The organism is Dehalogenimonas sp. NIT-SK1 (assembly GCF_055384165.1).
Genome location: NZ_AP042352.1, coordinates 1,071,635 through 1,086,220, shown reverse-complemented (window position 1 = coordinate 1,086,220; position 14,586 = coordinate 1,071,635). Strand labels below are relative to the sequence as shown.

The following is a 14,586-nucleotide window of genomic DNA, read 5'->3' as shown; positions in this document are numbered from 1 at the left end:
AAATGGCTAAGACGATCTACGTTCCCAGTGGCGCCAGGATTAAGGTTATCGGATGCGGTGGTGCAGGCTGCAACGCTGTAACCCGAATGGTCCGTGAACAAATCCGCGGTGTTGAGTTTGTAGCGATGAATACTGATGCTCAGGCACTCGCGGTAACAGAAGCTCCTCTGCGAGTGCAACTAGGCGAGAGATGCACCCGCGGGCTCGGGGCTGGTGGTGATAATAAAATGGGCCGAAAAGCCGCTGAGGAAAGCAAAGATGAAATCAAGCAAGTAGTTGGCGATTCGGATATGGTTTTCGTAACTGCCGGTATGGGCGGCGGTACCGGCACGGGTTCAGCAGCAGTGGTGGCCGCCGCCGCTAAAGCAACCGGCGCGCTGACCATAGCCGTGGTCACTAAGCCCTTTAGTTTCGAAGGTACTCACCGGACTAAAGTGGCCGAAGAAGGCATAAATGAACTAATGGAAAATGTAGACACCCTGATCCTGATACCCAATGACAGACTATTTGAAGTCTGTGACCAGAAAACCGGTGTGGACGGAGCTTTCCGTATGGCCGATGAAGTGTTGCATCACGGTGTCCAGGCTATCGCTGAAGTGATCACGGTGCCCGGTATTATTAATCTTGACTACGCCGATGTCAGCGCCGTTATGAAGGACGCCGGCCCAGCCTGGATGAGCATCGGACACGGTAAGGGACAAAACCGAGCCGTACAGGCGGCTAAACAAGCTTTGACCAGTCCGTTGCTGGATGTTTCGGTTGAAGGTTCTAAAGGGTGTATTTTCAATGTTGTTGGAGATAGCTCCCTTTCTCTATTCGAAGTAAATGAAGCTGCTGATGTCATACGTCAATCAGTTGACCCGGATGCCAATGTTATTTTTGGAGTCACCGTGGACGAATCAATGAAAGATGAAGTCCGCTTGACGCTGATCGCTACCGGTTTTGCTGATCACAGTGTTACTTTGGATAGTCGCGATAAAGAAATAACGCGGCTGTTAAAAAATATTAAAACCGAGAAAGAACTTGAGATACCGGCGTTTCTGCGGCAACGTGGTTTGCTAGGCAGTTCACGCCGCCCGGAGCCGACTCGACCGACTGCTCCCGCTTCACATAGTTATCAGAAACGCTGGTAACCCTGGATATTCCCTTAGACTACGGGGTGGCGGCTGGTTACCGCCACCCCGCCTGGAAAAACTGAAATTAGATTTGTTAATTTATCGAGTTTATCCAGCGTCTTTATGATTGATTTTTCCGCCTCGTTTATAAATAGTACAGGCCGTTGGGACTCCTCCTCCCCCAACGGCCTGTACTATTGCAATATATGATTTATTTATCTGATGGCGCCCAGAGCGACGGCAAACATAACCGCGGCTAACACGATACTTAGATTAATAACTATAAGCAAAGTAATCCAAGTACCGCTGGTGAGCCTTTTAATAACAGCCCTGACCATAGCTTCCTCAGCTTTGCTCATGGCTTCCTGAGCGGCCTGGCGGGCTGAGGAGGCTATTTCAGCAGCCCTTTCCGATGCTTCTTTGGATGAGTATGCGGAATCTTCAGCAGCCTGGACCGCTTTATCAGCGGCGGACCTTGCCGAGGATTCCGCATGTTCAGCGCGAGACCCGGCTTCATCGGCTGCTTTTTTAGCGGCTGTGGCTGTAGCCTCGGCTGATTTGGCCGCTTCCTCGGCTCTTTTAGCCGCATCTGTTGCCATCAGAGAAGCTTTTTCAATAGCTTCCCTGGCTCCCGTTTCAGCTTTGGCCGCAGCTTCGGCCGCGGTCTTTGCGGCTGACTCGGCTTTAGAGATGGCTTCTTCGGCAGTACGAACGGCTTCATCCGCCGCGGCCTTGGCGGATTGGGAAGATTGCTCTGCAACATTTTTAGCTTCTGAACTGGCATTTTCCGCTTGTTTAACAGCCTCAGCGGCTGCCTTTTCGGCATTGTTTTGCGCGATTTCGGCTTTACTGGAAGCTTCCTCGGCAGCCAAATGGGCTAAACGGGACACCTCTGCGGATTTAGCAGCTGATTCTTCCGCTGCTTTCTTAACTGATTCTGCATGAACTCTGGCGGATTCAACAGTATTGGTTGTCAATTTGTCAGCGGCTTCACCGGATGTATCAATTAATTCATCTGCTGTGGAATCCGCATTTTCCGCCTTTTCTTTAGTTTGGCTGGATACTTCGAAGCCACGCACGGCAGCTTCTTTGGCTGAGGCTCCGGCTTCACTTACTCCTTTAGCGGCATCACCACTGACGTGAGTAGCCGCTTCAAGGGCTACATCACCGGCAATATTGGCCAGTTCGCTACGACGTGCGGTATCTTCGGCCGCGCGGAAAGCAGCTCCAGCGGCGGATTTGGCAGCGCGGCCGGCTTTTAATGCCTCCGACACTGTTTCTCGATTTGGTTTTTCCTGTAATTCCTTTACAGCAGTACGGGCTATTTTTACGGATTCATCGGCTTTATTACCAGCGGCTAAAGCTGCTTCAATAGATTGCTCCAATGATTCTCGGGTGGATAATGCAGATAATTCAGCGCGGGAAGCAGCGTCCTCGGCTGCGCGGGCAGCGGCTTGCGCTGATTCTCGTGCGGTCATTTCCACATCCTGAGCTTTCGCCGTAGCTTCCTCAGCGGCGTATTTGGCTTCGCGAGCGGTTTTTTCTGCCTGGGAAGCAGCTTCTTCGGCCCGATGTGCGGCTTCAGAAGCTATCTGACTGGCCTGCTCCGCAGCGTCCTTGGCGCTATTGGATGCTGATTCTGAACGATTTGCCGCTTCTTGTGCTTTTTTCATCGCGTCATCAGCAGCGTTTTGAGCTGTTTTCGCAGCTTCTTCAGCTTTTTTGGCCGCTTCCTCCGCAGCGGTACGAGCTGCATCTGAGGCTAATTTAGCTTTTTCGGCCATTTTACCGGCTGACAATCCAGCAGCTTCGGCTCTCTTGGCGGCTTCATCGGATATTTTGGCGGCTTCTTCGGCAGCGCTTTTAGCTGAGGTACTAGCGATTTCCGCTTTATTAGTGGCTTCATCAGCCGTTTTTTGGAAAACCCTGGCCGCTTCTTCGGCTCCTTTTTTGGCATCTTCAGCTTTCCCTGCCGCTTCATCCGCCGCTTTTTTGGCTTCAGTTGCCGCACTTGCCGCAGCCCGGGTGGCCTCTTCAGCAGCTTTTTCGCCGGCTTCTTTAGCTTCAACGGCTCGCTTCTCAGCTTCATGAGCAGCCTGTGTCGCGTTACCAGCTGCGCCAGTAGCCTGCTTCGCCGCGGATTCCGCTTGGAGAGCTGCCTGGGCGGCCGCTCTTATATTAGCATCCATTTCATCTAGGATTTGCGGCAGGGGTTTGGTTAAAATCTGTGGCTCTTCCATCGGGTTCGTTTCTGGATTATTTTTTGTTGACACCCTCGTTGCCTCCTTCGGCCGCAGCCTGACTATTATATAAAAAGGAAAAATTCAATCAGCTTATCGAATTTAATGTAATGCTTATGTTTGCGACTGTCAACTGTTTTTCAAAAATAATTTTATCCTTTTAAGAGGTATATTTGATTGTAGTTATTATTTACATAATAATATACCAATGACTGATATTTCACTATATTTACATATACCGTTTTGTTCCCGGCGATGCTCTTATTGTTCCTTCGTTTCTTTTGCCGGCCGCGAGGAGTCCGTAAGTCCATATGTTAATGCCTTGTTACGAGAAATCCAGCTAACTCGCCGTGAAGGGAGAAAAGTTAAGACGATATATTTCGGCGGGGGTACGCCAAGTTTGGTGCCCTCGGAGGCAATAGAAAAGATAATGGACCAGGTTTCTAATTGCTATACAATCGATTCGTCCGCGGAAATAACGCTGGAAGCCAACCCGGACACGCTTGACGCCGTATATTTAAGAAGACTTAAAAATGCTGGGATTAACAGATTAAGCCTGGGGTTACAGAGTCTTGATGACCGGGAACTGGCTTTGCTTGGCCGCGGCCATTCCAGTTACCAGGGATTGAAAGCAATCTCCCAGGCTCGGGATGCCGGTTTTGATAATATGAGCCTGGATCTAATTTACGCTATACCGGGTCGTGAATTATCTCGGTGGGAAGATATGTTGGAACGCGTTTTAAACCTGGGTACCGAACATTTGTCATTTTACGGGTTAACCATGGATGTAAATGCTCCTATGGGTGAGGCTTGTGCCAGAGGTAAGATTGCCCCGGTAAACCAGGACCAAGCGGCAGCAGAATACGAGATTGTTAGTAGTTTTCTTTCCGCAACTTATTTCCGACAGTATGAAATTTCTAACTGGGCATCAGCGGGTGCTGAAAGCATCCATAACCTGATATACTGGCGTCGGAGTGAGTATCTCGGACTAGGGGCCGGGGCTCACTCGTTTATCGATAGCCGACGGTCAGCTAATACGGGTGATTTGGATGAATACATTAAGATTATTAATAGCGGGATATGTCCGGTATCGGACTCTGAATTCATTGATGATAGGACGGCTCTAGCAGAATCAATAATACTTGGTCTGCGGTTAAATGAGGGGGTTGATATTTCTAAAATTGGGACGCAGTTTAATCTGGATATTTTGAAAGAGTTTGCTACGGAAATAGCCGAGTTAAAGGGTTACGATCTTTTGAAAATCAACGATGGTAAGATGAAGCTTACCGAACGCGGACGACTACTTGGAAACGAAGTTTTTATCAGATTTTTATCCTGAAAATTAGTGAAGGAATTTCATGGAACAGCATTTTATCAGAAATTTTTGTATTATCGCTCATATTGATCACGGTAAATCCACACTTGCCGACCGTCTTATAGAAATTACAGGTGCCATGCGGCTGGAAGAAATGAACGAACAAGTAATGGACCGTATGGATCTGGAAAGAGAACGCGGCATTACCATAAAGGCTAAGGCTATTCGTCTCAACTATAAGGCTGCAGACGGCAAAGAATACTTGCTGAATCTGATTGATACCCCTGGGCATGTTGATTTTTCTTATGAAGTTTCCCGGACTCTGGCAGCATGCGAAGGCGCGGTATTGTTAGTTGACGTGACGCAGGGAATCCAGGCCCAGACACTGGCTAACGTTTATTTAGCTATGGAGAATGATTTGGAAATAATTCCAGCATTGAATAAGGTGGATTTGCCCAGTGGTGAAACTGAGCGAGTTATGGATGAAGTTCAAAATGTTCTTGGTTATTCTGAAAGTGAAACACTGAAGATATCCGGTAAAACAGGTAAGGGTGTTCCCGAAATGCTGGATTCTATTGTTGCCAGAATTCCTCCCCCTTACGGTAACGCGGATAGTCCGTTGAGGGCGTTGATTTTTGATTCTCACTACGACCAGTATAAAGGAGTTATTGCTTATCTCCGAGTAGTGGACGGAGTAATAAATAATGGTGACCGATTAAAGCTGATGGGGCAGGGAACTGTCATGGATGTTTTAGAGGTGGGGTATTTTAATCCCCGTGAATGTCCCGTTGAGTCACTCTCCGCCGGGGAAGTGGGGTACATTGCAACCGGATTGAAAACGGTCGGTGATTGTTCTGTGGGTGACACGGTAACATCAGAGACAGAACCGGCATCCGGGCCTTTAGCAGCCTATAGGCCGGCAAAGCCGATGGTCTTTGCCGGTTTATATCCTACGCAAGCCAGTGATTACCACGAGTTGCGCGAGGCGATGGAACGGCTCAAGCTTAATGACGCAGCATTATCATACGAGATGGAAAACAGTCCGCTGCTGGGACATGGTTTTCGCTGTGGTTTTTTGGGATTGTTGCACATGGATATAGTTTATGCCCGCCTGGAGAGGGAATTTGGGTTATCATTGGTAGTCACAGCACCCGCGGTCAGTTATTTCATTACCAAAATTGATGGCGAGGTTGTTACCGTGGTTAATCCATCCGAGTTACCTCAGCCGGGTGAAATTGCCCGCATCGAGGAACCATGGGTGAAAGTCAGAATATTAACCCCATCTAGCTACATCGGACCGGTGATGGAACTCGAACAGTCATGCGGTGGTGTTTACCAGCACATCGAGTATTTAGGGCATTCTGTGGGTGGATCCGATGCAGCGCAGAGAGTGCAGCTCGACTATGACATGCCTTTAAGATCCATGCTGACTACCTTTTATGACCAGCTTAAAAGTCGTACCAACGGATTCGCTTCCCTTGATTACGAGTTTGAAGGTTATAGGGAATCCAAGCTGGTGAAAATAGATGTCCTGGTCAATAATACATTGGTAGATGCCTTCAGCCGCATTGTTCCTCCTGAGCAGGTGCAGGAGGTCGGTAAGTCACTGGTTAACAAGCTTAAAGAAGTGATTCCGCGTCAGTTTTTTACGATCCCAATTCAAGCTGCCGTTGGCGGGCGTATTGTAGCCAGGGCGGATATTCCAGCTAAAAGAAAAGACGTGCTGTCAAAGTGTTATGGTGGTGATATAACACGCAAGCGCAAATTGCTGGAAAAGCAAAAAGAAGGTAAGAAAAAAATGAAAACCATAGGTCAGGTGGAAGTGCCGAAAGAAGCCTTTTTCAGTGTTTTGAAAACAGAAACCTGATGCCGGTGATTTGAACGGGTGTTTAATACCGGGACTATTTATGATAAAATTCAACGGGATTACAGAATAATTTTCGGAGTTTAATTGATGAATCAAACCAAGAAGCCCATTTGTTATGTAGTTGGTATTGGACCCGGTGGGTCAGCCAAATGGCTGACCCACGCCGCGGAAGAGGCGATAAAAGAGTCGGATATTATCCTGGCTTGGGACTGGTCTCTTAAGCCAGTGAAAGATCTGGTCAATGGAAAAGTAATATTTTTTCAAGGCACCAAAGATTATCTACAGAAAGAAAAGGACGCGGCTGAAAGGGCTATACAAACTGGGGAGAGCGTAGCGGTGTTGCGCGTTGGGGATCCCTGCGTGTCTTCCAGTTTGGCACAGGTACTCGATGTATTTAAGGATTTTGAAGTTCGCATTATCCCTTCAGCAGGCGCGGCTCAGTTCGCCGCCGCCAAAGCACAGATATGCCTTGACGAATCCGTGCTGGTTTCTTTTCATGACGGACGGGAAGAAGTGAAGCAGCTTAAACTTAAGTTTTTGGTTGATAGTTTTAACATGGGGCGGAACTTGCTGATGCTGACCAATGAGACGCAAGTTCCCAAACAAACAGCGACTTATCTGCTTGAAAAAGGTTTACCAGCGGAAACACCGGCGCTTATTTGTGAATACCTGACCATGGAAGATGAACATGTTTATTACACAACGCTGTCAGAAGTAGCCAAGACTGATTATCGTTTGACGTCAGTCATGGTCGTTAAAAACCCTTCACCGCACGAGTGCTGCGTTTAATGGTATCGGAGGGGAATACAAGTCCGCCTACGGACACCAGCGATGGATTGGCTGTGAATTATATTCCGTTGGCACGAGGATTGGTACAGGTTTTTACCGGGGAAGGCCGGGGAAAAACTTCCGCTGGTCTTGGCACTGCCTTGCGAGCCTCAGGCCGCGGTTATCGTGTTTACATTGTTTACTTCATGAACACCAGTTACGACTCTGGTGAACAAGAGGTGTTGTACCGGCTCCCCGGAGTAAAATGGGCAGCGTTTGGTCCCGGATTGATTCGTCATCCGGAAAATCCCTCTCCTGAAGTCAAGGAAAAGGCAACCCAAGCACTAACTGAAGCCTGTCGTGCCATGTTGTCCGGGGATTTTGATATTATTATCATGGATGAAATCAATATCGTTACCGGCTGGGGCTGGCTTGAAACGGCGGATGTGATTCAGTTGATAAAGGATAAACCGGAACATGTCGAATTGATACTGACCGGTCGTTTGGTTCCACAGGAAATTATTGAAGCCGCTGATCTGGTTACCAATATGGGGAAGGTAAAACATCCTTATGACCGGGGTATCCCAGCAAGGAAGGGGATCGAATACTGATTTCAAAAATTGTGCCGGGTCAATATCAGCGATAGAATATCAGATACTGTATAATCGGCTGTGAATTTCAGCCGATTATGTTTTTAGATGAAATTCCAGTTTTTTGGTAAAATAATTTGGTTAAGGAGAAAAAATGTCATTAAGCAATAAAGATTCCAGTTCCGATTCCAATCAAATAAGGATAGTCACCGGATGTAGCGAAGAAGAGGCTTGTCCCAAACAAAAGAGAACTCGTCTGTCCAAGCGGGAGGAGATGATTTTAACTATCCTTATTGAAATCCCTAAAGGCAGCCGCAATAAGTACGAATATGATAAAGAACGCAAGGTGATAAAATTTGACCGGATGCTTTTTTCCGCGGTGCATTATCCTTCTGACTATGGTTTTATCGTGGAGACATTGGCGGAAGATGCGGATCCTCTTGACGCGCTGGTATTGGTATCAGAGCCAACTTTTCCCGGTTGTTTGATAGAAGCCAAGCCGGTAGGCCTGTTTCGGATGAGGGATGAGAAAGGCCCTGACGAAAAGATACTGTGTGTTCCCATGGGTGATCCGCACTGGAATTTCATCAAAGAACTGTCAGATGTGCCGACTCACATATTGAAAGAAATTGAGCATTTTTTCAATATCTATAAAGAGCTTGAGAAAAAGAAGACCGGTGTAGAGGGTTGGGAAGACCGTGAATCCGCTATCAAGGCGGTAATAGATTCACGGAAGCGCTACCAGGATAACTTAAAAGAGTTGGGCAACAGCCGGATTTAGTTCGGCTTGCTCAGCCCGGATCATGTTCGATTGTGCCTGATGAGGCCGTTGTATAAAGTGCTAAGTTCCTCAGCAGCGGCCTTGGCGGCGGTTCCTTTTTGATGAATACTAAGCTGATGAAGCTGATCAGCGGGAAGCTTCATTTGTAGTAATGCCTTATAAACAGTACCGTTTTCTGCGATTACAGCTTCAAACATCTTTACCGCGTGTTCGGCTGACCACCGGGTCATACCTTTTGCTGTATCCAAAACAACGTCCTCCCCGTATGTCGAAAGAATCATGGGTTTGAATCGCAGAAAACGGCGATAAACTGCTGCCATGATGCCGTAACTCGTCAGGTGATGAGCATGGATAATATCGGGTTTGATAGAAATAATCTTTGGAGTCGCGAAAGCAATTGCGGCATATGATAAAGGGTAACAGGGGCTCAAAGGTAATGAATGCAGGATGATTCCCCTATGATTACCGGGCTTAAGGGTTTTATGGGAGATAAGATGGACTTGCCAGCCCAAATCAGCAAGTCCTGACAGCAGTTCCATGCTGTTCCCAGGAACACCTTCTCCCAAATGAAGTACTGTCTTTTGTTTATCAACCGGCATATACTTAATATAACCGAATTGATGCGGAAGGTAAATCAGCGCGGTGGTTGTTCGACAAGTTTAACGGGCTGTGCGGCATTGACAGCTATGATGGCTGTGTTAGAATGACTTAGCGTCGGCGTGCTGACGTATTCCTGAGTGCCGAGGTATCAATTGTCTTTAACTTCTACCGTCGTGATTTTAGCTGCTGGCCAGGGTGCTCGGATGTACCCGTTGACCAATGCCCGCCCAAAAACGATGATTCCCCTGGCCGGTAAACCAATATTGGAGCATTTGTTGGGCAACTGCAGGGAAGCCGGAATAACTGACTTTGTATTTGTTGTGGGTTATTACGAAGAAGTCGTGCGCAACTATTTTGGGGATGGGACAAATTGGGCGGTAAATATTCGCTATGCCGTGCAACGCAAACCCCAGGGAACCGCTGACGCTCTGCGACAATGCCGGTCTTTGATTCAAGGGCCTTTTATTATGGTCAATGGTGATGTTATTCCGCAGTCGGGTGACATATCTTTTTTGCGCCATCAAAATGATCCTGTGATGTGTCTTACTGAAATGGAAAGCGTTTCCGGAAAGGGTGTTGTAGAACTGTCCGATAATAAGGTAGTTCGCATTTATGAAAAAACACCTAGCCCGCCGACCCGACTGGTCAACGCGGGAGCCTATCACCTAACGCGGGATGTATTTGAGGTAATTGAAGTTATACCTCGTTCAATCCGGGGTGAATATGAAATTACTGATGCCCTGCAGTACATGATTAATTCCGGTATTTCCGTGGGTTACCATTTTTGCCGCGGTTGGCATGATATAACTTTTCCCTGGGAACTGCTGGATGTTAACGCAAAATTGCTATATGGAATTGAACCATCAAATGCAGGAGTGATCGAAAAAAACACTACCATAAAGAATAATGTTGTAGTTGGGCGGGATACTTTGGTGCGGTCCGGTGCTTATATAGTAGGTCCGGTGATTGTCGGAGACAATTGTGATATCGGGCCCAACTGTTATATACGCCCATATACGGTTATAGGAGATAATTGCCGCATCGGATCCGGTGTTGAAATTAAAAACTCAATAATCATGGCAGGCACCAGAGTACCTCATCAGAGTTATATCGGCGACAGCGTTATAGGGGAGAGATGCAATCTAGGAGCCGGCACTCAAGTGGCAAATCTTAGACTTGATAACCGTACCATTGATGTCGGTGAAGAAAAAAGCGGTAGAAATAAATTGGGTGTTCTCATGGGGGATAAAGTGCTTACTGGAATCAACTCAAGTATCAACCCCGGAACAATAATAGGTGAAGGAGTTTTTATCGGTCCAGGAGCAGTGGCAAACGGTATCATTACTGACGGTGCCCGGAGTTTTTAACCAAGAAATTTAGACGCGGTATATAATGGATTTATGAAACAGGCAATTATTCTTGCGGCCGGTGAAGGTCAGAGATTGCGACCTTTCACCGGCGAAACACCCAAGGTGATGCTTAGTGTTGGTGGCCAGCCATTGCTTAAGCATGTTATACGTGCGTTGGCGAAGGCTGGCATAAGAGATGTAGTTATTGTGGTGGGTTATAATCGCGAGAAAGTGTTTGACGGTTTGGCGGATGGTTCTGAAATGGGGGTTAACATAAGTTATACGGTCCAGGAATGTCAGGCGGGTACAGCTCACGCTTTGCGTCAGGCAGAATCACTGGCCGCGGAAAAGTTTTTACTATTACCGGGCGACCACCTTATCAATGCTGAAACTATAAGCAGTATTACTACAATTGAACCGCAGGCACTGCTCACCTGTATGGTTCCGGAAAAACAAACGGTACGTTATGGTGTTGTAAATCAAGAAAACGGAATGGTTAACACAATTATTGAAAAACCTAAAGAACAATGCTGTGCTCCGGTCAGTACCGGGATATTTGCCCTTAGCAGGGCTGTGTTTGATTACATTCAGGATGATATTGACATGCCAGCCGTAATCAACCGAATGATAGGGGCAGGTATCGATTTTAAAACGATTCAAAGCCAGGGACCATGGCTCGACATAGTATACCCCTGGGATATTCTGAATCTAAACGAACATTTGCTACAGTCCGTCAATTTAAATATTGGCGGCACTGTGGAAACAGGGTGCTTTATCAAAGGCGCTGTTTCGATTGGAAACGGCAGTGTTGTACGCTCAGGTACTTATATCCACGGTCCGGTTAAAATGGGTGAAAATTGTATTATAGGTCCGTTTGCGGTCATTGGCCCCGGAGTTACCTTGGGTGACAATGTTATCATAAAACCATTCAGCGTTATTGAAAACTGTGTTATCGGCAGTGATGTAAGTATTGGGACAGGCGCATTGATTCAAGATACGGTGATTGATTCCGGCTGTAGGATTGATTCCGGGTTCAATGCGTCCGCAGGCGATGCAGAGGTGTTTCTGGCGGGTGAATTTTTTCAACTCAAAACGGGTGTAATGATGGGTGGTAATTGCCGGATTTCAAGTAATGTGACAGCTATGCCGGGCAGTATTATCGGGAATCAATGCCGTGTGGAAGCTCAGAAGATGATCAGGGGAACTATTCCTGACTGTGGGTTGGTGATGTAGATGTGCGGTATAGTAGGTTATACAGGTTTCCGTTCCGCTCAGAACGTTTTACATAACTCTTTAGAGAGACTTGAATATCGGGGTTATGATTCCTGCGGTATTGCTGTCATTGGAAAGAGCGGATTGACGGTACAGAAAAACACTGGCCGGGTGTCTCAATTAATATCGGCCTCATTATCCGTTAATGGCACCGCCGGCATTGGTCATACCAGATGGGCGAGTTGCGGCTCGCCTGACCGCAAAAATGCCCACCCTCATGATGACTGCTGCGGGCGAATCGCTATCGCTCACAACGGTAATATTACTAATTACCTGGATTTGAAAAACCGGCTGGAAAGCATCGGCCATTTTTTTAAGTCAGATACTGACAGCGAAGTACTGGCACATCTTATTGAACAAAATTACCGCGACAACCTTATTCAGGCTTTGCAGGACACGGTAAAAGAGCTACAGGGGTCATTCGGGATTGTGGCCGTGCATCAAGACGAGAACTGTCTGGCTGCCGCCTGCCGGGAAAGTTCTTTGGTTGTGGGGCTGGGTGATGGTGAAAACTGGATAGCTTCTGATGTAACAGCATTCTTTGAATATACCAGCAGGGTTATATACTTGGAAGATGCTGACTTGGTTGAGATGGATGGGAGTCAGGTTAAAGTGTACCGGAATGGACAGTCAGTGGAGCTGGAAATCGATTACATTGACTGGGCTATAGAATCAGCTGGTAAGAACGGTTACGAGCATTATATGCTTAAAGAAATTCATGAACAGCCTCAAGTGTTGCGTCAAAATATCGGTTATTGGCTGAATGAAGGTTTGGACTCTGAAATCTCCAGCTTATGGCGGGAGACAGAAGAGGTACCTATCATTGTCGGTTGCGGTAGCTCATATCACGCAGCTCTGACGGGTAAATATTTTTGGGAATATCTCACAGGAACGTCGGCGAGGATAGAGCTGGCGTCTGAGTTCAATTATCAAATTTCCGCGGCAGATAATAGCAAACGATTGATAATAGGTTTGACCCAATCCGGGGAAACGGCTGATACAATTAAAGGTCTTAAAAAATGGCAGCAATATGGTGCGCAGATACTGGCTATTACCAATATTCCGGGTTCAAGTGTATCAAGAATCGCGGCCAGAACCCTGTTGTTAGGAGCCGGTCCGGAAATCAGTGTTGCTGCAACCAAAACCTATATTGCCCAGATAATGAGCCTCTTGTGTTTGATGATGGGAGCAAATGAGCTGATTTATCGTCAGCGTATTCTCTTGGAGGAAAAGATAAGGGAATTGCCGGCCTTGGTACAGCGGATACTGGACCAACAGGATAATATAAAAGAAGAAGCAAGGTGGTTGGCCGATTACCGCAATGTTATTTGTATAGGGCGTGGAATACAATATCCTGTTGCTCTTGAGGCAGCGCTCAAACTAAAGGAAATATCTTATATACACGCTGAAGCGTGTGCCGCCGGTGAATTGAAACATGGGCCGTTGGCTCTGGTGAGTCCTGATACGCCGGTTATTGCCGTTTTTGGAGGTGATGACACTCGGGAGGCCATGTTGACAGCTGTACGCGAGGTAAAAGTTAGAGGAGCGATGGTGTTGGCTATTATCCCGGGAGATGATGATAGAGCCGCTCAATTGGCTGATAAAGCAATTTTTGTCCCTGAGACAAATTCCATGTTGCAGCCGGTGTTAAACACCATAGCTTTGCAGTTGGTTTCATATTTTGCCGCTTTGCATAATGGCTGCCCTATCGATACACCCCGTCATTTAGCTAAAAGCGTTACGGTTCAATAATAATTAATTGGAGGAAGGAAGAATGATTAAAAGGATATTGGTGCCTTTGGATGGGTCTGAATTATCACAGTCAATTATTCCTCAAGCGACCGAGATAGCCGAACCTGTCGGGGCAGTTGTAGTATTATTCAGAGTTTTGGAAGAAATGGATAAGGGTGTCCGGGACGCAATGGGGGACGATTTAGCCCGTAAACTAGACGCTGTCAATCAAGATGAAGTTAAAGATTATCTTGATAAAAAAGCTGCAGAGTTGAAACAGCAAGGTTCCCACGTAGAAACAGTTGCTCGACGGGGTAAACCAGCTGAATCAATAATTGAATATGCTGGGACCAACAAAGTTGATATGATCGCCATGGCAACCCACGGCCGCAGCGGGTTATCACGATGGGCTTTCGGTAGTGTTACCGACAAGGTACTGCATCAGTCGCCGGTGCCGGTACTTATAGGCCCGGTACCGGGAACACCTCGAGGCTAGCGGCTGTATAGACCGGTTATCGAAGCTTCTTTCAAGATGTGACCGGACAGAGCCTGTTCAAACTGCTCACGACTTGCTCCGCCGGTAATATCAGGAATATTGTCTAAAGCCATCAGGCGGAAAATATAGCGGTGAGTCGGACCACGTGGTGGACATGGAGGATAATAACCGTAAGTTCCACCGGAATTCACTCCCTGCCTGATGCCATTGGGTAGTTCAGCTTTGCGTGGTAGATTAGATTGAAGACGGCTGGTGTCTGCAGGGATATTCCATACCAGCCAGTGGGTGAAGGTACCGCCGGGTGCATCAGGGTCATCCATTATCAGAGCGATGGTTTGCGTACCTTCGGGTATTTGCTGCCAAGTAATCTCCGGGGACATACCCGGTCCGTCACATGTGTATCTAGCGGGAATTGTTGTGTTTTCTTCAATTCCATAGCTTAAAACTTTCATATACTGAGAC

Annotated in this window: 13 protein-coding genes; 10 read left to right on the top strand and 3 right to left on the bottom strand. The window is 47.2% G+C overall.

The genetic code is table 11. From position 1 onward, the window contains the following. Positions 1-2: 2 nt before the first annotated feature. Complete coding sequence (ftsZ, locus tag ACZ48S_RS05630; RefSeq protein WP_464211651.1) at positions 3-1,133, top strand: cell division protein FtsZ; 1,131 nt, start codon at positions 3-5, stop codon at positions 1,131-1,133. 197 nt (positions 1,134-1,330) lie between these two features. Here the strand turns inward: ftsZ and ACZ48S_RS05625 are convergent, their stop codons facing one another. After that, the gene (locus tag ACZ48S_RS05625) at positions 1,331-3,388 is read right to left on the bottom strand and encodes a hypothetical protein (protein ID WP_464211650.1); all 2,058 of its coding nucleotides are present in this window, start codon (positions 3,386-3,388) and stop codon (positions 1,331-1,333) included. A 175-nt stretch (positions 3,389-3,563) separates the two neighbouring features. Here ACZ48S_RS05625 and hemW point away from each other — a divergent pair, with 175 nt between their 5' ends. From hemW to ACZ48S_RS05600, 5 genes are all read left to right on the top strand, one after another. Then, positions 3,564-4,694 (top strand): radical SAM family heme chaperone HemW, encoded by a 1,131-nt coding sequence (hemW, locus tag ACZ48S_RS05620; RefSeq protein ID WP_464211649.1) that lies wholly within the window; start codon positions 3,564-3,566, stop codon positions 4,692-4,694. A 19-nt stretch (positions 4,695-4,713) separates the two neighbouring features. Continuing rightward, a complete protein-coding gene (gene lepA / locus ACZ48S_RS05615; protein WP_464211648.1) occupies positions 4,714-6,537 on the top strand; it encodes a translation elongation factor 4 in 1,824 nt (607 codons plus the stop codon). 87 nt (positions 6,538-6,624) lie between these two features. Continuing rightward, positions 6,625-7,326, top strand: a complete 702-nt coding sequence (gene cbiE / locus ACZ48S_RS05610; RefSeq protein ID WP_464211647.1) for a precorrin-6y C5,15-methyltransferase (decarboxylating) subunit CbiE — start codon at positions 6,625-6,627, stop codon at positions 7,324-7,326. A 68-nt stretch (positions 7,327-7,394) separates the two neighbouring features. After that, positions 7,395-7,916: a cob(I)yrinic acid a,c-diamide adenosyltransferase gene (locus ACZ48S_RS05605; RefSeq protein WP_464211646.1), complete on the top strand. Its 522-nt coding sequence runs from the start codon at positions 7,395-7,397 to the stop codon at positions 7,914-7,916. Positions 7,917-8,049: 133 nt separating this feature from the next. Further along, positions 8,050-8,676 (top strand): inorganic diphosphatase, encoded by a 627-nt coding sequence (locus tag ACZ48S_RS05600; protein WP_464211645.1) that lies wholly within the window; start codon positions 8,050-8,052, stop codon positions 8,674-8,676. Between the two features lie 20 nt (positions 8,677-8,696). Here the strand turns inward: ACZ48S_RS05600 and ACZ48S_RS05595 are convergent, their stop codons facing one another. Continuing rightward, on the bottom strand, positions 8,697-9,275 hold the full coding sequence (locus ACZ48S_RS05595) for a glycosyltransferase (protein ID WP_464211644.1): 579 nt from the start codon (positions 9,273-9,275) through the stop codon (positions 8,697-8,699). A 153-nt stretch (positions 9,276-9,428) separates the two neighbouring features. Here ACZ48S_RS05595 and glmU (ACZ48S_RS05590) point away from each other — a divergent pair, with 153 nt between their 5' ends. The 4 genes from glmU (ACZ48S_RS05590) to ACZ48S_RS05575 are packed head-to-tail and all read left to right on the top strand — an operon-like array spanning position 9,429 to position 14,124. Continuing rightward, positions 9,429-10,643: a bifunctional sugar-1-phosphate nucleotidylyltransferase/acetyltransferase gene (gene glmU / locus ACZ48S_RS05590; protein ID WP_464211643.1), complete on the top strand. Its 1,215-nt coding sequence runs from the start codon at positions 9,429-9,431 to the stop codon at positions 10,641-10,643. Between the two features lie 33 nt (positions 10,644-10,676). Next, on the top strand, positions 10,677-11,858 hold the full coding sequence (gene glmU, locus ACZ48S_RS05585; RefSeq protein ID WP_464211642.1) for a bifunctional sugar-1-phosphate nucleotidylyltransferase/acetyltransferase: 1,182 nt from the start codon (positions 10,677-10,679) through the stop codon (positions 11,856-11,858). Beyond that, on the top strand, positions 11,859-13,649 hold the full coding sequence (glmS, locus tag ACZ48S_RS05580) for a glutamine--fructose-6-phosphate transaminase (isomerizing) (protein ID WP_464211641.1): 1,791 nt from the start codon (positions 11,859-11,861) through the stop codon (positions 13,647-13,649). A 22-nt stretch (positions 13,650-13,671) separates the two neighbouring features. Then, on the top strand, positions 13,672-14,124 hold the full coding sequence (locus ACZ48S_RS05575) for a universal stress protein (RefSeq protein WP_464211639.1): 453 nt from the start codon (positions 13,672-13,674) through the stop codon (positions 14,122-14,124). On the opposite strand, the gene ACZ48S_RS05570 is transcribed toward ACZ48S_RS05575, so the two are convergent. Continuing rightward, positions 14,121-14,576: a YbhB/YbcL family Raf kinase inhibitor-like protein gene (locus tag ACZ48S_RS05570; protein ID WP_464211638.1), complete on the bottom strand. Its 456-nt coding sequence runs from the start codon at positions 14,574-14,576 to the stop codon at positions 14,121-14,123. The genes ACZ48S_RS05575 and ACZ48S_RS05570 overlap by 4 nt on opposite strands. Positions 14,577-14,586: the final 10 nt, after the last annotated feature.